The following is an 18,143-nucleotide window of genomic DNA, read 5'->3' on the forward strand; positions in this document are numbered from 1 at the left end:
ACAGGTCCTATTTGCTTTCGAACAAACCGGTGATGTGCGCGATCGAGCCCGCGTAGTCGGCGCGCTCGTGCATCGCCTGCTGCAGGAAGGCTTCGATCTTGGGATACATCGCGATCGCTTGGTCCAGCTGCAGGTCGTGGCCGGCCGCATAGGCGCCGACGCTGATCAGGTCGCGGTTGCGCTGGTAGCGCGAGAGCATCTGCTTGAAGCGGCGCACGGTCTCGAACTGCGAGGGCGGAATCAGCGCGGTCATCGCGCGGCTGATGGAAGCCTCGATGTCGATGGCCGGGTAGTGGCCGGCCTCGGCCAGCGTGCGCGAGAGCACCACGTGGCCGTCGAGGATGGCGCGCGCCGAATCGGCGATCGGGTCCTGCTGGTCGTCGCCTTCGGACAGCACGGTGTAGAAGGCGGTGATGGATCCGCCGCGGCCTTGTGCATCGCGCGCGCCGTTGCCGGCACGCTCCACCAGCGCAGGCAGCTTCGCGAACACCGAAGGCGGGTAGCCCTTGGTGGCCGGCGGCTCGCCCACGGCCAGCGCGATCTCGCGCTGCGCCATCGCGTAGCGGGTGAGCGAATCCATGATCAAGAGCACGTCCTTGCCCTGGTCGCGGAAGTACTCGGCCAGGCAGGTCGCATAGGCCGCGCCCTGCAGGCGCAAGAGCGGCGAGTTGTCGGCCGGCGCGGCGACCACCACCGCGCGGGCCAGGCCTTCCTCGCCCAGCGTGTTCTCGATGAAGTCCTTCACCTCGCGGCCGCGTTCGCCGATCAGGCCGACCACGATCACCTCGGCGCTGGTGTAGCGCGCCATCATCCCGAGCAGCACGCTCTTGCCCACACCGGAGCCCGCGAACAGGCCCATGCGCTGGCCGCGGCCGACGGTGAGCATGGCGTTGATGGCGCGCACGCCGACATCGAGCACCGAGTCGATGGGCGCGCGCGAGAGCGGATTGACCGGCGGCGAGGAGAGCGGCACCTTGCGGGCGATGTCGAGCGGGCCGAGCCCGTCGAGCGGGCGGCCGGCCGCATCGACCACGCGGCCGAGCATGCCTTCGCCGACCGGCAGCCGCTTGGTGTGCGAATCGCCGCCGGCGCCGGGCCCGCCCGTGCCGGGCCGCGCGAAGACGCGCGCACCGGGCAAGAGACCCGCCACTTCGCTCTGCGGCATCAGGAACAGGCGATCGCCGGCGAAGCCCACCACCTCGGCTTCGGCATGGCGCTGCGGATAGCCGGGCGGCAGCTCGATCAGGCAGTCGCTGCCCACGGGCAGCTGCAGGCCCACGGCTTCGAGCACCAGGCCCACCGCGCGGGTCAGTCGGCCCGAGTGGGTGGTGGTCGTGCAGTGGCTGACCTCGCTGCGCGCCTGGGCGAGCATGCCGCGCCAGGATTGCAGATGGGGGTTGGGTGCGAGCGTCGACATCAGATGTCCAGCGCATCCACATCGCGGTGCAATGCGGCAGTCACGCTCTTCCAGCGGGTTTCGAGGCTGGCATCCATCTCGCCGCTGGCGGACTGGACGCGGCAGCCGCCGCGCGCCAGCGTGTCGTCGGCGCGCACCTGCCAGCCGGCGATCTGCAGTTCGTTGCCCAGGCTGTTCTTGACCAGCGCCACGTCCTCGGGATGCAGCAGCAGGCGCGGCTCGCCCTGCAGCGCAGGCTCGGCATGCAGCAGGTCCTGCACCAGCGGCAGCACCCATTCGGGCTCGGCGCGCAAGGTGCGGTGCACCACCTGGCGGGCCACGTCGAGCGCGAGCGTGAGAATGGCATCGGCCAGTTCGCTCTCGGCGCGGCGCAGTGCGTCCGGCAGCGTGGCGGCCAGCGCGCGCAGCTGCTCGGCATGCGCGCTGGCGGCGGCCAGGCCCGAGGCCAGGCCGGCGGTGCGGCCCTCGGCATGGCCCTGTGCCCAGCCTTCGCGGCGGCCTTCGGCTTCGCCCGCGGCGCGCGCTTCGAGGCGCAGGCGTTCGAGTTCGGCGTCGCGCGCCAGCGCCGCGGGATCGATGCGCTGCGCGTTGGCGGCTTCGAAAACGTGCTGCGGCGGCGCGATGTCTTCATCCAGCGTGCCCATTTCCCAGCGCTGCCAGGCGGAGAGCACCGGCTTGGGCGGCGTGGCCGGCCGCGTTGGCGCATAGGCTGCGGACAGCCGTGCACGGGCGCCGAAGGAGGAGTGGCTAGACGAAGTCATCGGTTCCCGGCGCAGCGACTGTGATCTCGCCCGAATCGGCAAGGCGGCGCACCACCTGCAGGATGGCCTTCTGCTCGGCTTCGACCTGCGAGACCCGCACCGGGCCGCGCAGCTCGATGTCCTCGCGCAGCGTCTCGGCGGCGCGCTGCGACATGTTCCGCAGGAACTTGTCGCGCAGCTCCTGCGGCGAGCCCTTGAGCGCGACGATGAGCGAATCGGATTCGATGTCCTTGAGCAGGCGCTGGATGAAGCGGTCCTCGAGATCGAGCAGGTTCTCGAACACGAACATCTCTTCGAGGATGCGCTGCGCGAGGGCCTCGTCGTGCTCGCGCACGTGGGCGATGGCCTCGTCTTCCTGCGCGCTGTTCATGAGGTTGACGATCTCGGCGGCGGTCCGCACACCGCCCAGGCGGCTGCGCTTCAGGCCTTCGCCGGAGAGCATCTCGGTCAGCACGTCGGTCAGCTCGGCCAGCGCCGCCGGCTGCACGCCACCGAAGGTGGCCACGCGCATGATCACGTCGTGGCGCAGGCGCACGGGCAGCTTCTCCAGCACTTCCGAAGCCTTCTTGCGGTCCAGGTGCACCAAGAGCGTGGCGAGGATCTGCGGATGCTCGTCGCGGATCAGTTCCACCACTTCGCCGGCCTCGAGATCGTTGAGCCGCTCGATGCCGCCGTGCGGCTCGTCGGGCTGCAGGATGTCTTCGAGCAGGTTGCTGGCGCGGTCGTCGCCCAGCGCCTTGCGCAGCACCGCGCGGATGTAGCTGCCCGAACCCAGGTGCAGGGCCGAGAGCTGCTCGGTCTCCATGCGGAACTCGGACAGCACGGCCGCCAGCTCCTCCTTGGACACCTGGCTCAGCTTGGCCATCGCGACGCCCAGCGCCTGTACCTCGGTGGTGGGCAGGTGGTGCAGCGTGGCGGCGGCACGGTCCTCGCCCAGCGACATCAGCAGGATCGCGGCCTTGCGGGTTCCCAAGTTGATATTGCTCATGGGTTCATCCAATGCTTGATCAGCGTGGCCACCAGCCGCGGATCGCTGTCGGCGGTCTGGTGGGCGTAGTCGAGGTCGGCCTTCTGGCGCTCGGCTTCGCGCTGGCGTGCGCTTTCCTGCGCGGAGCCGGCGTCGTCGGGATCGCCGCCGGGGGCCATGGCCTTCTGTGCCGGTTCGGCGGAAGCGGGCGCTGCCGGCGGTGCCAGGTGCTTGCGCAGCAGCGGCCGCAGCACGGCGAACCAGGCGAAGAGGGCGAGGGCGGCGAGCAGCAGGTACTGGCCGATGGTCTTGGCAAGCTCGATGTTGTCGGGGTCGCGCCAGTTCGGCACGTCCCGTGCCACTTCATCGTGGCCCTCGCGGGCGAAGGCGCTGTTGACCACGTTGAGCGAGTCGCCGCGCTCCTGGCTGTAGCCCATGGCTTCCTTGACCAGGTTGCGGATCTGCTCGATCTCTGCCGGCGCGAGCGCGCGCGCGCCGGCCTTGCCGTCCGCGCCCTCGCGGTTGTTCACCACCACCGCTACCGACAGGCGCTTGACCGCACCGGCGCCCTGCTGCACATGGCGGATCGAGCGGTCGAGCTCGTAGTTGGTCGTCGTGTCCTTGCGCAGGCTGGAGGGCGCGCCGGGCGCCGTGCTGGTGGCCGTCGTGGTCGTCGATGCGGCCGCGGGCGGCGTCGCGGCGGTGCCGGGCCGCGGCGCTGTGATCGGCGCGTTCGGCGTGGTCGGCGGCTGGTTCGACAGCGCGCCCGGCACGCCGCCCGGGGGCGTCGCGCCGTGCTGGCTCGATTCGCTCGATTGCTGGCTGCGGACCGCGGCATTGCGCGGATCCTGGTTGGGGCTGTATTTCTCGTCGGTGCGTTCGACCACCGAGAAGTCGATGTCGGCCGCGACCTGCGCCCGCACATTGCTCGCGCCGACGATGGGCTGCAGGATGGCCTCGATGCGGCGGATGTAGCCCTGCTCGATCTCCTGCGCGTACTTGAGCTGGCTCACGTCCAGGCCGCGCGCGCCGGCATTGGCCGCCGACAGCAGGTTGCCGCGCTGGTCGACCACCGTCACGCTCTTGGCGTCGAGCTCGGGCACGCTGCTGGAGATCATGTGGACGATGGCGCTGACCTGGCCTTCGTCGATGCTGCGGCCGCGGTGCAGGCTCAGCACCACCGAGGCGGAAGGCTTCTTTTGGTCGCGCACGAAGAGCGAGGGCTTGGGCAGCGCCAGGTGCACGCGCGCCGACTCGACCGTGGCTATCGACTCGATGGACCGCGCGAGCTCGCCTTCGAGCCCGCGCTGGTAGTTGACCTGTTCGGCGAACTGGCTGGTGCCGAACTTCTGGTTGTCCATCAGCTCGAAGCCGACCCCGCCGCCCTTGGGCAGGCCCTGGGCCGCGAGCTTCAGGCGCACTTCGGGCACCTTGTCGCCGGCGATCAGGATCGCGCCGCCGCCTTCGGCGAACTTGTAGGGCACGTTCATCTGCGTGAGCGACGCGATGATCGCGCCGCCGTCGCGGTCCGAGACGTTGGTGTAGAGCACCTTGTAGTCGGGTGCGCGGCTCCAGAGCATGAAGGCCGCGGCGGCCGCGACCACCGCGGCGGCGCCGACGATCAGCGGCAGCTTCGGCTGCGCGCGCATCCGTTCCATGAGAGGCGGGAGGGCCGGCGCCGTCGGCGCGGCGCCCGCGGGCGCCGTCGCACTCATGTGCGCGCCTCCGGCGCGGCCGGCCGCGCCGGATTCATGGAGAGGAAAGAGAGTCGTCGATGTGGAGGAGTCATGCCGCAGGGCCGTTGATGTCGTCAGCAGGCTTTCTTGTTCGCAGTCGATTCTCGGCAGCCGGTGCGGATTCGATTGGTCGAACAACCGCGGGTTTTGCCGTCAGTTGGGCGCATCTGCCGGCAGCCTTGGCTGATACGCTGAAAACACGCGGGAGTGCCTTGGCGCTTCCTTTGTCAATACGGAAGTTCTAGAAGAGAAAAGGTTTGCTCATGTCGATTGCCGCCATCGAGTCCGTCCTGCAGCAGATGCGGGTCACCGCGCTCCGGTCCGGCTTCACGCCGCCCGCCGCCGAGGCGGCCCAGCCGGGCGGCTTCGCAGCCGAACTCCGGCGCTCGCTCGACAACATCAGCACGGCGCAGACCAAGGCTTACGGCCAGGCCGAGGCCTTCGAGCTGGGGCGTCCGGGCGTGGCGCTCAACGATGTCATGGTCGACCTGCAGAAGGCCAACGTGGCTTTCCAGACCGGGCTGCAGGTGCGCAACCGGCTTGTGGCCGCCTATCAGGAAGTGATGAACCTGCCCGCTTGAGCCCTGAAGGTTGTGGAAAGGGCCGCGCGCATCTTTTTGGCGCACCGGCCTAAATGTTTGGAAAGCCCTGCCGATAACTAATCCAACGATGGCTTGAGTCTCACGGTGGGAAGCGGGTCCAGCGTTGCGGCCATTGGCCGAAGTCCACAACCTTTGTCTACAGGAGTCGAACATGGCGCAAGTCATCAACACCAATAGTCTCTCGCTGCTCACGCAGAACAACCTCAACGCGTCGCAGTCGTCGTTGAACACCGCGATCCAGCGCCTGTCTTCGGGCCTGCGGATCAACGGTGCCAAGGACGACGCGGCCGGCCAGGCGATCGCCAACCGCTTCACGGCGAACATCAAGGGCCTGTCGCAAGCCCAGCGCAATGCCAACGACGGCATCTCGCTGGCGCAAACGACGGAAGGCGCACTGAAGGAAGTGAACAACAACCTGCAGCGCGTTCGCGAACTCGCCGTGCAAGCCGCCAACGGCAGCAACTCGGCCAGCGACCTGAAGTCGATCCAGGACGAAATCACCCAGCGCATGAGCGAAATCGACCGTGTCTCGGCACAGACCGATTTCAACGGCGTGAAGGTTCTGTCGGCCGGCGCGAAGCCGCTGACCGTGCAAGTCGGTGCCAACGACGGCGAAACCATCAAGATCGACCTCAAGCAGATCGACTCGACGACGCTCGGCCTCGGCGGCTTCTCGGTGAGCAACAACGCTCTCCCCGTGAGCGAGGCCATCACGCAGACCAACCTGGCTGCCACGCCTGCCGCTGTCGATCTGAGCGCTGCTGCCACGTCCCTGGGCGTCGCTGCGAGCTCGTTGAGCCTGCACAACGTGAAGGACGCCACCGGCGCCGCCACGGCCAACTTCGTGGTCAAGTCGGGTGACAGCTTCTATGCCGCCTCGGTCGCCGACGCCACCGGTGCCGTGACGCTGAACGTCGCCGACATCGACTTCACCGATCCGTCCAACGGCGTGACCGCTGCCGTGACGCTGGCCGACCAGCTAGTCAAGGTCGGTGTCGATTCCACCGGCGCCACCACCGCCTACGTGGCCGTGCAAGGCAAGAACTTCAGCGTCGGCGCAGGCGCGCTGGCCAACGGCGGTGCAGGCGGGACCGACTTCGACAACACCGCCACCGACATCGTGCTGAGCGGCGCCGGCGCCACGGCCGAATTCACGGGTGCGGCTTCGGTCGACCCGATGAAGAAGCTCGACGCAGCGCTCAAGATGGTCGACGACCTGCGCAGCTCGCTGGGTGCGGTGCAGAACCGTTTCGACTCGACGATTGCCAACCTCGGCACCACGGTGACCAACCTGTCTTCTTCGCGTTCGCGCATCGAAGACGCCGACTACGCGACCGAAGTGTCGAACATGACCCGCGCGCAGATCCTCCAGCAAGCCGGTACCTCGGTGCTGGCCCAGGCCAACCAGACCACGCAAAACGTGCTGTCCCTCCTGCGTTAATCGAAGAAGGAACCATCGCAGGCGTCCGGGCGAAAGCCCGACAGCGCCTGCGCTGTTCTCTGCGGCCTGGTCCTGGCCAGGCCGCAGACGACAGCGAAGCAAGCAACCAAAGGTGAAGACCATGTCGATCCCCGTAGCTCCGGCAGCAGACAACGGCCAGTGGTGGGTGCAGATGCTCTCGGGCCGGCCGATCGGCGCGGGCGCAGCGGCATCGCCGGAGGGCGCGACCACCGCGGCCGATGCCGTGGAGGCGGCGACGCCGACGCAGGTCGAACAGGCGGTGCGCGAGGTCAATGCCTCGCTGCAGAGCCGCTCGGTCGGCCTGCAGTTCGAGGTGGACCAGGATACCGACAAGGTCATCGTCAAGGTGGTCGACCGGGCGAGCGGCGAAATCATTCGCCAGATCCCGACCGAGGAAGTGGTGCGCATCGCCAAGGTGCTGGGCAAGGCGCCCGGCCTGCTGGTGAGCCAGTCGGCTTGATATGAACCACCCCCAGGCTTGCCCACTTCGTGTGGCCTCCAACCCCCTCGCCGGGGGCAACACCAGCGGCCCGGCAAAGCCGGTTCCGCGGTGTTCCCCGAAGGGGCCTGGCTTCGCTGGCCGCGGGTTCGGCCATCGTGGGCCACAGGCATGCGTTTGTCGCACTCATTAGAAACAGGAATTCATTCATGGCATCGATCAGCAGTCTCGGCATCGGCTCCAACCTCGACCTGAGCAGCCTGCTCACCAACCTCGAAACGGCGGAGAGCCAGCCGCTGGTGCTGCTGCAGCAGCGCCAGGTCAGCTACACGAGCAAGCTGTCGGCCTACGGCCAGCTGCAGAGCGCGCTCGGCACGCTGCAGACGGCGGCCAAGAAGCTGTCGGACCCGGCCTTCTTCCTGGGCGTGAAAGCCACCTCCAGCGCCACTGACGTGATGTCCGCGAGTGCCGGCAACACGGCAGCGGCCGGCATCTACAACATCAACGTCACCCAGCTCGCGCAGGCGCAGTCGGTGGTGGCGGCCGGGCAGGCGAGCGCCAAGACGGCCATCGGCACCGGCACCATCACGATCGACTTCGGCACCATCGCCGGCGGCAGCTACGACGCGGTGAGCGGCAAGTACACGGGCGCGGGCTTCACGCCGGACGCGAGCCGCACGGCAGTGCCGATCACCATCGATGCGGCGCACAACACGCTCGAGGGCATCCGCGACGCGGTCAACGCGGCCAAGGCCGGCGTGACGGCGAGCATCGTGAACGACGGCAGCGGCACGCCCAACCGGCTGGTGCTGACATCGACCGAGACCGGCAAGGCCTCGAGCATGCGCGTCTCCGTGGCCGGCGACGCGGCGCTGGCGAACCTGCTGAACCATGATCCGGCAGGCACGCAGAACCTGCAGCAGACGGTGCAGGCGCAGAACGCCGAGCTCACGGTCAACGGCATCGCCGTCACGAGCGCGAGCAACACCGTGAAGGAATCGATCCAGGGCACGACGCTGACGGTGCTGAAGACCGGCACCAGCACGCTGAGCGTGGCGCGCGACACGGCCTCGGTCGAGACGGCGATCAACGATTTCGTCAAGGCCTACAACGCCCTGCAGAGCACGGCCAGCACGCTGACCACCTTCGACACCGACAAGAAGACGGCCGCGGCGCTGGTCGGCGATTCGACCTTGCGCAATCTCCAGACCAGCATCCGCAACACGCTCACCTCGCCGCAGGCCGGCGGTACGGGCGACCTGACGATGCTGTCGCAGATCGGCGTGAGCTTCCAGAAGGACGGCACCATGAGCGTCGACTCGGACAAGCTCAAGAGCGCGCTCGCCACCAACCTGGACGGCGTCTCCAAGCTCTTCTCGAGCGCGACCGGCAGCACCACCGGCTACGGCAAGCAGCTCGACGCGCTGGTGACCAAGGCCACTTCCACCGGCGGCGTGCTCAAGGTGGCGACCGACGGCATCAACACCTCGCTCAAGCAGCTCGACGAGCAGTACACCGACATGCAGGCGCGCGTGGATGCCAAGGTCGAGTACTACCGCGCGCAGTTCACCCAACTGGATCTGCTGGTCAGCAAGATGAACAGCACCAGCAGCTACCTCACGCAGCAGTTCGCGAGCATGAGCAGCGACAACTAAGCCCCACGCGGAGCAGCGCATGTACACACCCCACACCTTCAGAACCGGCGCCAACGCCTATGCACGCCTCGGCGTGGAAACGCAAGCGATGAGCGCGTCGCCGCACCAGCTCATCTGCATGCTGTTCGACGGCGCCGTCACGGCCATCGGCATGGCGCGGCACCACATGGCGAGCGGCGATGTCGCGGCCAAGGGCAACGCGATCTCCAAGGCGGTCGGCATCGTCGACAACGGCCTCAAGGCCAGCCTCGACGCCAAGGCGGCCGGGGCGGCCGGCGAGGGCCTGGTCGCCAATCTGTCGGCGCTCTACGACTACGTCATCCGGCGCCTGCTGCAGGCCAACCTGCACAACGATGCGCAAGCGCTCGACGAAGCCGAGGCGCTGCTCGAGAACATCGCCTCCGCATGGCGCGAGATCGATGGCGTTGCCGCCGGCCACTGAATACGAATCGAAGAAAGAAGAGACATGGCCGCCCGCAGTGAAATCGTCCATTGCTACGTGCAACTCGCCTCGACCACGTCGCTGATGGCGGCGCTGGCGCGGGCCAAGGAGTGGGACCGCCTTCCGGCCCTGGAAGAGCAGTGCGCGACGGTGGTCGAGCGATTGAAGCAGATCGGCCCCACGGAAGCGCTGGAACCCGCGCAGCTCGACCAGGCGCAGCGCCTGATGGAGCACATCCGCGCCGACCAGGATGAAGTGCGTCGGCTGGTCAAGCCGCAGCTCGAACGCCTCGTCGCCACGATGGCCCGGCTGCAGAAGCAGGGCGAGCTTGACAAGGCCTACGGGCTGCCGCGCTGAACGGTATATCGCTGCCATGAACAGACTTTCCGGCCTGGTCGATACGCTGCTGAGCGCAAAGCTCGCGCCGCGGCTGGAACTGCTCGCGCTGCAGCAGAGCCAGGTCGGGACGGATGCGGCCACGGGGCCCGTGGTGGGGGTGCGGGAGGTCGTCAACGACATTCGCCTGCCGCCCGAGATGGCCCTGGGCCGGCACGCGCCGACCGCGGGCGCAGCGGCAGCGCCAGGCCAGTCCGCTCCAGGCCAGCCCGATGCGGCCGGGCCGGCCGCCGCGCGGTTGTCGGTGGCGGCGCGCGTCATCGGCGCCTTGCTGGCGGAGTTTCCCGACGCCGGCCCGCTGCGGGGGGCATCGCCGATGTGGCCGTCCTCGCAGCAGCAGCCTTCGGCCGCCGCGCTCGCCGGCACGCTGGCGCAGACCGTGAACGCGAGCGGCCTGTTCTACGAATCGCATTTGCGCGAGTTCGCAGCCGGCACCCGCACGCTGGCGCAGCTGGCGCAGGAGCCGCAAGCGCGCTGGGCGCCTGTAAGGAGCGCGGGGCCCGAGACCGCCGCCCAACCCCTTGCTACCGCCACAGCCATCGCGGCCGAGACGCTGAAGCCGGTGCTGCCGGCGGCCGGCGCGCCCGGTGCGCCCGGTGCGCCCGGTGCGCCGCGCTCGCCCGCCGAGGCCGGCGCGAGCGATGGTGCGCTGCCGCCGCGCGCACCGGCGCCTCAGGTTCACGCCGAGACCGTCGCGCCTGCGGCCGATGCCGCGCGCGTGCAGGCGGCCTATCGCCGGGGCGAGGCGGCACCGTCCGCCGCACCACCGGAGGCGCCGCCTGTGCCGCGTGCGGAAGAGGCGACGCTGCGCCATGCCGCCGCGGCACCGGTTCAGGCGCTGCCTGCCGGCGAAGTGATCCACCCGCAAGCCGCGACCGTGGTGCACCAGCAGCTCGACCTGCTGGCCACGGCGGTGTTCCGCTGGAGCGGTCAGGCGTGGCCGGAGGTCCCGATGACGTGGTCGATCCAGGAAGAGGATGCAAAGCCGCAGGGCGATGCGCCTCATGAACCCGCTGCGCGAAGCTGGACCACCACGGTCTCGCTGGGCTTGCCCCGGCTGGGCGCCGTGGACTTGCGCCTGAGCCTCACCGGCTCCCAGGTCCAGGCGCAGTTGGCGGCCAGCGAGGCGAGCACCGCAGCGCGCCTGCGCGCCGACAGCAACCGGCTGGTGCAGCGTTTCGAGGCCGCGGGCCTGCGGCTGCAGGAACTGCAGATTGCCGCGAAGGACAAGTCATGAGACGCCGGGCCGCTCCCAAGTCGAATAGCACCGCAGCGCATCGCGCGGAGGTTGCTCAATGACTCCCGGCACCGACGAACGCCAGAGCGCGGTGGCCCTGTCCTATCTGGACGAGACCCGGGCCCCCGTGGTCGTGGCCAAGGGCTACGGCGTGACGGCGGAATCGATCATGCGCGAGGCGCGCGTGAACGGCCTCTACGTCCATGCCTCGCCGGCCCTGAACAAGCTGCTGATGCAGGTCGATCTCGACCAGCAGATCCCGCCGCAGCTGTACCTGGCGGTGGCCGAAGTCATGGCCTGGATCCACCGGCTGGAGGAGGCCGAGTCCGGAGGTTCAGGGCATGGAAATTAATACTTTTTATTATTCATATTCATTGACATATTTTTGTCTTGGTGAATTAGAACTTTTTTCTTCCGAATTAAGCGAGGTCGATCGTTATTAAAGTGAATGAATTTGGTCTACGAAATAAATCACACAAAACCGGGTATCGCACGGAGGGCGGAGACAAGGCGTAATTTATTTCTCACTTTCAGATACATAAATCTGAAGAAGTTACATTTGTAAATAACTCTGGATAGACTGAAGCCTTGATTGAACGGAGTGCAAAAGTGGAACCGGATAACGTGAAGAACGCCGCGAGCGGCGAGATTTCCAAGGAAATCGGCGACCTCAACCTCGCCTACATGCTGCTGGCCCAGAAGCTCGTCAAACAGGACCGCGCGGCCGCCATGTTCAGGCTCGGGGTGAGCCGCGAACTGGCGGACATGCTCGCCAACATGTCGCTGGCCCAGATCCTCAAACTGGCGGCATCGAACTTCCTGCTGTGCAGCTTCCGCCTCGACGACCATCCGTCGATGTCGGCCGTGGTCGGCGAGGGGAAGGACACGACCCTGCAGCAGGCGCACATGTCGATCCTGATGTCGGCGCGACGGCTGTCGATGCTTGAAGGCGTGGCTGCATGAGCCGCAGGGCAGTTCCCAAGGCGAATACCGCAGCGCGCAAGCGCGGAGGTTGCTCAATTTGCCGCAGGGCAGTTCCCAAGGCGAATACCGCAGCGCGCAGCGCGGAGGTTGCCGAATGACGACTAAAAGCGTCCTCGGAGAAGTGCGCGAGGTCCAGCTCGCGATCGAGCTGATTGGGCTCGGCGCACGCCTCCAGTTCCTCGAGGCCGAGGTGAGCTTGAGCCGCGAGCGCCTGATCCGTCTCTACAAGGAGCTCAAGGGCGTTTCGCCGCCCAAGGGTTTGCTGCCCTTTTCGACGGACTGGTACATGACCTGGCTGGCCAATATCCATTCGTCGATGTTTTACAACATGTATCAATTCATGTTGACGCACGCAAACGAGAACGGTTTGCAGGCACTGATCAAAAGCTACCGGCTATATCTGGAGCAAATTGAATCGCAGGGCGGCGAAATTGTGCTGGATTTCACACGCGCCTACACGATGGTGCGATTTTTCGACAGCGACATGCTGCAGTTGAGTGCGTGTTGCCGGTGCGGCGGCAAGTTCGTGGCGCACGCGCACGACAGCAAGAACGGCTACGTGTGCGTTCTGTGCCGGCCGCCTTCGCGCGCGGGCAAGGTGCGCGGCGCGAAGCGCGCGGCGCTCGCAGTGGGACACGCTGGGTTTGCCGTGGAATCGACGCTGGAGGCCGGCGGATTGCACTGAAAGGGTCCTTGATTCCCCGGCGTTCGGTTTGGGAGGCGAGGTTTTTTGATTCGACGCCGGAAGCGGCATTAGGGGAAGCGCGTGCTCGTTCTGGTTGGTTATCTGGTGGTCCTGGGGGCCGTGTTCGGCGGCTACGCCCTGATGGGCGGGCACTTCGGCGTCCTGTTCCAGCCGGTGGAGCTGTTGATGATCGGCGGCGCCGCGGTGGGCGCCTTCGTGGCGGGCAACAACGGCAAGACCATCAAGGCCACGCTCAAGGAGCTGCCGCTCCTGCTGCGCTCGTCCAAGCACAACCGCCAGCTCTACATGGACCTGCTGGCGCTGCTCTACGAGCTGCTGGCCAAGGCGCGCAAGGAAGGGATGATGAAGCTGGAGACCGACGTCGAGGACCCGGCCCAGAGCCAGATCTTCACGCGCTATCCCACCATCCTGGCCGACGCCAGCGTCATGGAGTTCCTCTGCGACTACCTGCGGCTGGTGATCAGCGGCAACACCGACGCCTTCGAGATCGAGGCGCTGATGGACCACGAGATCGAGACCATCAAGCACGAGGCCGAGATGCCGGTGCACAGCCTGACGCGGGTCAGCGATGCGCTGCCCGCGCTGGGCATCGTCGCGGCCGTGATGGGCGTGGTCCATGCGCTCGGCTCGGCCGACCTGCCGCCCTCCGAGATGGGGGCGCTGATCGCGCACGCCATGGTCGGCACCTTCCTCGGCGTGCTGCTGGCCTACGGCTTCGTCTCGCCGCTGGCCTCGCTGATCGAGCAGAAGGTGTCGGACGGCATGAAACTGTACCAGTGCGCCAAGGTGACCCTGCTCGCCAGCCTCAACGGCTATGCGCCGCAGCTGGCGGTGGAGTTCGGCCGCAAGGTTTTGTTCTCCACGGAGCGGCCCTCCTTCACCGAGCTGGACAGCCACGTCCGCGAAGTCAAGGCCCGGTGATCCGGACGAGAGCAGCACCATGAGCGCAGAAAAGGGCCGGATCGTCGTCAGACGCGTTGCCGCGGCCGGTGGCGGCGGGCACGGCGGCGGCGGGTGGAAGATCGCCTATGCCGACTTCATGACGGCCATGATGGCCTTCTTCCTCGTGATGTGGCTGCTCTCCAATGCGAGCCCGAAGCAGCGCGAAGGCATCGCGGAACACTTCCGCATGCCGCTGAAGGTGGCCATCAACGGCGGCGAGAAGAGCAGCACCAGCGACAGCGTGATTCCGGGCGGCGGCACCGACCCGACGTCGAACGTCGACGGCGAAATGCGGCGCGTCAACGCCGATGCCGACGACGAAGCCGATGCGAACCGCCTGGAGAGCATGAAGAAGCGGCTCGACGCGCTGATCGAGAACAGCCCGGTCTTCAAGCAGTTCCGCTCGCAGATCCTGATCGACATCACGACCGAGGGGCTGCGCCTGCAGATCGTGGACAACGAGAACCGTCCCATGTTCGACCTGGCCAGCGCGCGGCTGGTGCCGCACATGCGCGCCATCCTGCGCGAGATCGGACCGGCGCTCAACGAGCTGCCGAACAAGATCACGCTCTCGGGCCACACCGATGCGATCGTCTACACCAACGGCGACAAGTCCTACGGCAACTGGGAGCTGTCGGCCGACCGGGCCAACGCCTCGCGGCGCGAGCTGGTGATGGGCGGCATGGCCGAAGACAAGGTGCTGCGCGTCGTCGGCCTGGCCGACAGCATGCACCTGGACAAGGCCGAACCGCGCAACCCGATCAACCGCCGCATCAGCATCATCCTGCTCAATCACCGCACGCAGCAGCAGATCGAGCGCGAGAACAGCGGCGACGGTGCCGCGCCCACGCGGGCCGGCAAGCCGCCGGTGCGCATTCTCCCGGTCGACAACGTCAAGGTGACGGCCTACAGGCCGCCAACACCTGCACACCCCTAGCGAAAAAAGAAATCCGGTTTCGGAGCAACGATGGACCTCAGTCAGTTTACCCAGGCCTTTTTCGTCGAAGCCATCGAGCTTCTGGCGGAGATGGAGCAGCTGCTTCTCGAACTCGACGTCGAGTCGCCGGACAGCGAGCAGCTCAACGCCATCTTCCGCGCCGCGCATTCGATCAAGGGCGGCGCGGCCACTTTCGGCTTCACGGCGCTGACGGATACGACGCACCTGCTGGAGACCCTTTTGGACCGGGCACGCCATGGCCAGCTGAGCCTGAGCGGTCCGATGATCGACGCCTTTTTGGAAACGAAGGACGCCTTGCAAGAACAACTCACTGCCTATCAGGCGGGCAAAGAGCCTGAAACCGAAACGGTCGCGCACATCTGTGCGGTGCTGCAGCAGCTGGCGCGCGAAAACGGCGCCGCCGAGGCCGCTCCGGCGTCACTGCCGGCTGCGCCCGCGCCCGCCCCGGTGGTTGCCGCGCCGGTTGCGGCGGCCGCCCCAGCAGCGGAGGGCGCGCTGCGCATCCGCTTCGCGCGTCTCTCCGACAGCGAGTGCGATCTGCTCGCCGACGAACTGGGCAACCTCGGCCGCGTGCTCTCGCGCACGCGCAGCAATGACCAGTTGACCGTGATGCTCGAGACCACCTGCGCGCCCGACGACATCGTCGCCGTGTGCTGCTTTGTCATCGACGAATCGCAGATCGAGATCACGCGCGAGGCGGCGCAGCCCGAGGAGGCGGCAGCAGCGATCGCGCCGGAAGCGGCGCCGGCGGCAGCGAGCCCGGCCGTCGCTGCGCCGAAGCCGGCGAGCGCATCCGCCGCACCGGTGGCTGCAGCCGCGAACGCCAAGGAGTCCAGCTCGATCCGCGTCGACGTGGAGAAGGTCGACCAGCTCATCAACCTGGTGGGCGAGCTGGTGATCACGCAGTCGATGCTGACGCAGGCGGCGACGATGCTCGACCCGGTGGCCTACGAGCGCTTCCTGAGCGGCCTCGGCCACCTCGAACGCAATGCGCGCGATCTGCAGGAGTCCGTGATGTCGATCCGCATGATGCCGATGGACTACGTGTTCAGCCGCTTCCCGCGCGTGATCCGCGATGTCAGCGCCAAGCTCGGCAAGCAGGTTCGCCTCGACACCTACGGCAAGGAAACCGAGCTCGACAAGGGGCTCATCGAACGCATCGTGGATCCGCTCACGCACCTGGTGCGCAACAGCCTGGACCACGGCATCGAGACGCCCGAGCAGCGCCTCGCCAAGGGCAAGGAGGCCACTGGCCAGCTGCTGCTGTCGGCCCAGCACCATGGCGGCAACATCGTGATCGAGGTCAGCGACGACGGCGCCGGTCTCAACCGCGAGAAGATCCTCGCAAAGGCCCAGCAGCAAGGGCTGGCCGTGAGCGACGCGATGCCCGACGAGGAGGTGTGGCAGCTGATCTTCGCGCCCGGCTTCTCGACGGCGGAACAGGTCACCGACATCTCCGGGCGCGGCGTGGGCATGGACGTGGTCAAGCGCAACATCCAGGAGATGGGCGGCCATGTGGAGATCAGCTCGCGCGAAGGCCGCGGCACCACCACGCGCATCGTGCTGCCGCTGACGCTGGCCATCCTGAACGGCATGTCGGTCAAGGTCGGCGAGGAGGCCTACATCCTGCCGCTCAGCTATGTGATCGAGTCGCTGCAGCCGCTGCCGGAGCATCTGCATTCGATCACCGCCGACGGCCACGTCATCAAGGTGCGCGGCGAGTACCTGCCGCTGATCGAACTGCACCGCGTCTTCGACGTGGCCGGTGCGCAGACGCAACCGACGCAGGGCATCCTGGTGATCGTGCAGGCCGACGATGCGCGCTTCGCGCTGCTGGTCGACGAGCTGCTCGGACAGCACCAGGTCGTGGTCAAGAACCTCGAGACCAACTACCGCAAGGTGCCAGGCATCTCGGCCGCGACCATCCTGGGCGACGGCAGCGTGGCCTTCATCATCGACGTCGGCGCCATGCCGCGCATCCAGCGTGCGCAGGCGGCAAGCGCCGCCGCGCTGGCCGGTGCCTCCAGGATCGACGCCGCCGCCACCGCCCACTGAGCGAGACACAGACGGAGACAAGAACATGCGCTTCGATTTTTTCCGGCGTCACGATTCCGACAACGCTTCGGTCGGTGACGCAGCGACGGAAGAGGCCTCTGCCGCGCAACTGCCGGCTGCGCAGGAGCGCAGCACCGACGGCTATCTGACCTATGCCTTGCTGCTGGACACGCAGAAGCGCGTTGCGGGCTACAGGCTCGCATGGCAGCCGGCGGCGCAATACAACGCCGCGGGCGCGGCCGAGCTGTTCAAGGCCTTCGTGAGCTGCGTGGCCAGGCACCTCAATCCGCCCAAGACCGGATGGCGGCTCGGCCATACCGTGCTCTTCTTCGACGTGACGGCCGAGACGCTGGCGGCCAGCGAGCTGCAGGGGCTGCCGCCGGACAACGTGGTGCTGTGCCTGGGGCCGGATGCGCTCATGGATGCGGACGTGCGGCCCATCCTGCTGTTCCTGCGCGAGCAGGGCTTTCGCTTCATGCTGTGCGGCGCCGAGGCGCTGCCGGAAGATCCCGAGCTGCGCGGCCTCGTCACCCACTTCGATGTCGGCACCGGCCATCTCGACCTGGTGGCCAAGCTGCGGCGCGAGGAGCCGCCGGGCGAGCCGCTGCACCTCATCGCCACGCGCATCGCCACCTGGAAGGATTTCGACGCCTGCGCGGCGCGCCGCGTCGATGTGTTCCTCGACGGGACCGGCATGCAGCCGGAGAAGGAGGAGGCCGGCCGCACCCTGCAGCCCGAGTCGATGCTGATCGTGCGGCTGATGCAGATGATCCAGCGCAACGAGGACCTGCGCGAGATCGAGGCGGCCCTCAAACACGACGCCGCGCTGACCTACAGGCTCCTGCGCCACATGAATTCGCCCGCCATCGGCGTGGGGGTGGAGATCCATTCGCTGCGTCACGCGGTGACGATGCTCGGCTACTCGCCCCTGTTCCGCTGGCTGTCGCTGCTGCTGGCGACCAGCAACGCCAAGGCCAGCCCGCCATTCCTGATGAAGAAGGCGATCATCCGCGGCCGCTTCGTCGAGTTGATGGGCGAGGGGATGCTGCCGTCCGGCGAGGCCGACAACTTGTTCGTGGTCGGCATGTTCTCGATGATCGACCAGCTGCTGGGCGTCACCATGCAGGAGGTGCTGGGCAAGGTGCAGCTCAGCGAATCGGTGCAGCAGGCCATCCTCGCGCGCGAGGGCATGTACGGCCCCTTCCTCGCGCTCGCGGAGAGCTGCGACGAGGACGGTGTCCGGGCCGCGCAGCTGTCGGAGGCGCTGTTCATGAGCACCGAACAAGTCAATGCAGCGCATCTCTCCGCGCTCGTCTGGGCGCAGGACGTGAGCCCCGCCGAAGCGACGTACTGATGAAGGCGTGGCCCGAGATGCAGGACTTTT

Annotated in this window: 18 protein-coding genes; 14 read left to right on the forward strand and 4 right to left on the reverse strand. The window is 67.3% G+C overall.

All coding sequences use genetic code 11. The features are described 5' to 3' along the window. Positions 1-7: 7 nt before the first annotated feature. Genes fliI through fliF form a run of 4 tightly spaced genes read right to left on the reverse strand, consistent with a single transcriptional unit; the run spans position 8 to position 4,860 of the window. The gene (gene fliI, locus ACSQ9A_RS08365; RefSeq protein WP_093102013.1) at positions 8-1,417 is read right to left on the reverse strand and encodes a flagellar protein export ATPase FliI; all 1,410 of its coding nucleotides are present in this window, start codon (positions 1,415-1,417) and stop codon (positions 8-10) included. Then, complete coding sequence (fliH, locus tag ACSQ9A_RS08370; RefSeq protein WP_436303316.1) at positions 1,417-2,178, reverse strand: flagellar assembly protein FliH; 762 nt, start codon at positions 2,176-2,178, stop codon at positions 1,417-1,419. The genes fliI and fliH overlap by 1 nt, the downstream gene beginning before the upstream one ends. Beyond that, positions 2,165-3,166, reverse strand: coding sequence for a flagellar motor switch protein FliG (gene fliG / locus ACSQ9A_RS08375; protein WP_436303317.1), 1,002 nt, complete (start codon positions 3,164-3,166; stop codon positions 2,165-2,167). The genes fliH and fliG overlap by 14 nt, the downstream gene beginning before the upstream one ends. Beyond that, a complete protein-coding gene (gene fliF, locus ACSQ9A_RS08380) occupies positions 3,163-4,860 on the reverse strand; it encodes a flagellar basal-body MS-ring/collar protein FliF (protein ID WP_436303318.1) in 1,698 nt (565 codons plus the stop codon). Before fliF ends, fliG begins: the two co-directional genes overlap by 4 nt. 284 nt (positions 4,861-5,144) lie before the next feature. Here fliF and fliE point away from each other — a divergent pair, with 284 nt between their 5' ends. The 14 genes from fliE to ACSQ9A_RS08450 all read left to right on the forward strand — a co-directional run bounded on the left by fliE (position 5,145) and on the right by ACSQ9A_RS08450 (position 18,113). After that, complete coding sequence (gene fliE, locus ACSQ9A_RS08385; protein WP_436303319.1) at positions 5,145-5,462, forward strand: flagellar hook-basal body complex protein FliE; 318 nt, start codon at positions 5,145-5,147, stop codon at positions 5,460-5,462. A 172-nt stretch (positions 5,463-5,634) separates the two neighbouring features. After that, positions 5,635-6,924, forward strand: coding sequence for a FliC/FljB family flagellin (locus ACSQ9A_RS08390; protein ID WP_093102020.1), 1,290 nt, complete (start codon positions 5,635-5,637; stop codon positions 6,922-6,924). A gap of 121 nt (positions 6,925-7,045) precedes the next feature. Further along, the gene (locus ACSQ9A_RS08395; protein ID WP_436303320.1) at positions 7,046-7,405 is read left to right on the forward strand and encodes a flagellar protein FlaG; all 360 of its coding nucleotides are present in this window, start codon (positions 7,046-7,048) and stop codon (positions 7,403-7,405) included. A gap of 188 nt (positions 7,406-7,593) precedes the next feature. Continuing rightward, the gene (fliD, locus tag ACSQ9A_RS08400; RefSeq protein WP_436303321.1) at positions 7,594-9,039 is read left to right on the forward strand and encodes a flagellar filament capping protein FliD; all 1,446 of its coding nucleotides are present in this window, start codon (positions 7,594-7,596) and stop codon (positions 9,037-9,039) included. A gap of 19 nt (positions 9,040-9,058) precedes the next feature. Beyond that, the gene (fliS, locus tag ACSQ9A_RS08405) at positions 9,059-9,481 is read left to right on the forward strand and encodes a flagellar export chaperone FliS (RefSeq protein ID WP_093102023.1); all 423 of its coding nucleotides are present in this window, start codon (positions 9,059-9,061) and stop codon (positions 9,479-9,481) included. A 24-nt stretch (positions 9,482-9,505) separates the two neighbouring features. Next, positions 9,506-9,838 (forward strand): flagellar protein FliT, encoded by a 333-nt coding sequence (locus ACSQ9A_RS08410; RefSeq protein ID WP_436303322.1) that lies wholly within the window; start codon positions 9,506-9,508, stop codon positions 9,836-9,838. A 16-nt stretch (positions 9,839-9,854) separates the two neighbouring features. Continuing rightward, positions 9,855-11,114: a flagellar hook-length control protein FliK gene (gene fliK, locus ACSQ9A_RS08415; RefSeq protein ID WP_436303323.1), complete on the forward strand. Its 1,260-nt coding sequence runs from the start codon at positions 9,855-9,857 to the stop codon at positions 11,112-11,114. 58 nt (positions 11,115-11,172) lie between these two features. Further along, positions 11,173-11,466, forward strand: a complete 294-nt coding sequence (locus tag ACSQ9A_RS08420; RefSeq protein ID WP_436303324.1) for an EscU/YscU/HrcU family type III secretion system export apparatus switch protein — start codon at positions 11,173-11,175, stop codon at positions 11,464-11,466. 257 nt (positions 11,467-11,723) lie between these two features. Then, positions 11,724-12,077 (forward strand): flagellar transcriptional regulator FlhD, encoded by a 354-nt coding sequence (gene flhD, locus ACSQ9A_RS08425; RefSeq protein WP_093102030.1) that lies wholly within the window; start codon positions 11,724-11,726, stop codon positions 12,075-12,077. Between the two features lie 115 nt (positions 12,078-12,192). Then, complete coding sequence (gene flhC, locus ACSQ9A_RS08430; RefSeq protein ID WP_436306275.1) at positions 12,193-12,783, forward strand: flagellar transcriptional regulator FlhC; 591 nt, start codon at positions 12,193-12,195, stop codon at positions 12,781-12,783. Between the two features lie 81 nt (positions 12,784-12,864). Beyond that, positions 12,865-13,725, forward strand: a complete 861-nt coding sequence (gene motA, locus ACSQ9A_RS08435; protein WP_093102034.1) for a flagellar motor stator protein MotA — start codon at positions 12,865-12,867, stop codon at positions 13,723-13,725. Positions 13,726-13,744: 19 nt separating this feature from the next. Then, positions 13,745-14,683 (forward strand): flagellar motor protein MotB, encoded by a 939-nt coding sequence (gene motB, locus ACSQ9A_RS08440; protein WP_436303325.1) that lies wholly within the window; start codon positions 13,745-13,747, stop codon positions 14,681-14,683. 30 nt (positions 14,684-14,713) lie between these two features. Next, on the forward strand, positions 14,714-16,759 hold the full coding sequence (gene cheA, locus ACSQ9A_RS08445; protein ID WP_436303326.1) for a chemotaxis protein CheA: 2,046 nt from the start codon (positions 14,714-14,716) through the stop codon (positions 16,757-16,759). Positions 16,760-16,784: 25 nt separating this feature from the next. Further along, a complete protein-coding gene (locus tag ACSQ9A_RS08450; RefSeq protein WP_436303327.1) occupies positions 16,785-18,113 on the forward strand; it encodes an EAL and HDOD domain-containing protein in 1,329 nt (442 codons plus the stop codon). Positions 18,114-18,143 lie beyond the last annotated feature (30 nt).

Source organism: Variovorax sp. LjRoot290, from assembly GCF_964253985.1.
Classification (GTDB): domain Bacteria; phylum Pseudomonadota; class Gammaproteobacteria; order Burkholderiales; family Burkholderiaceae_C; genus Variovorax.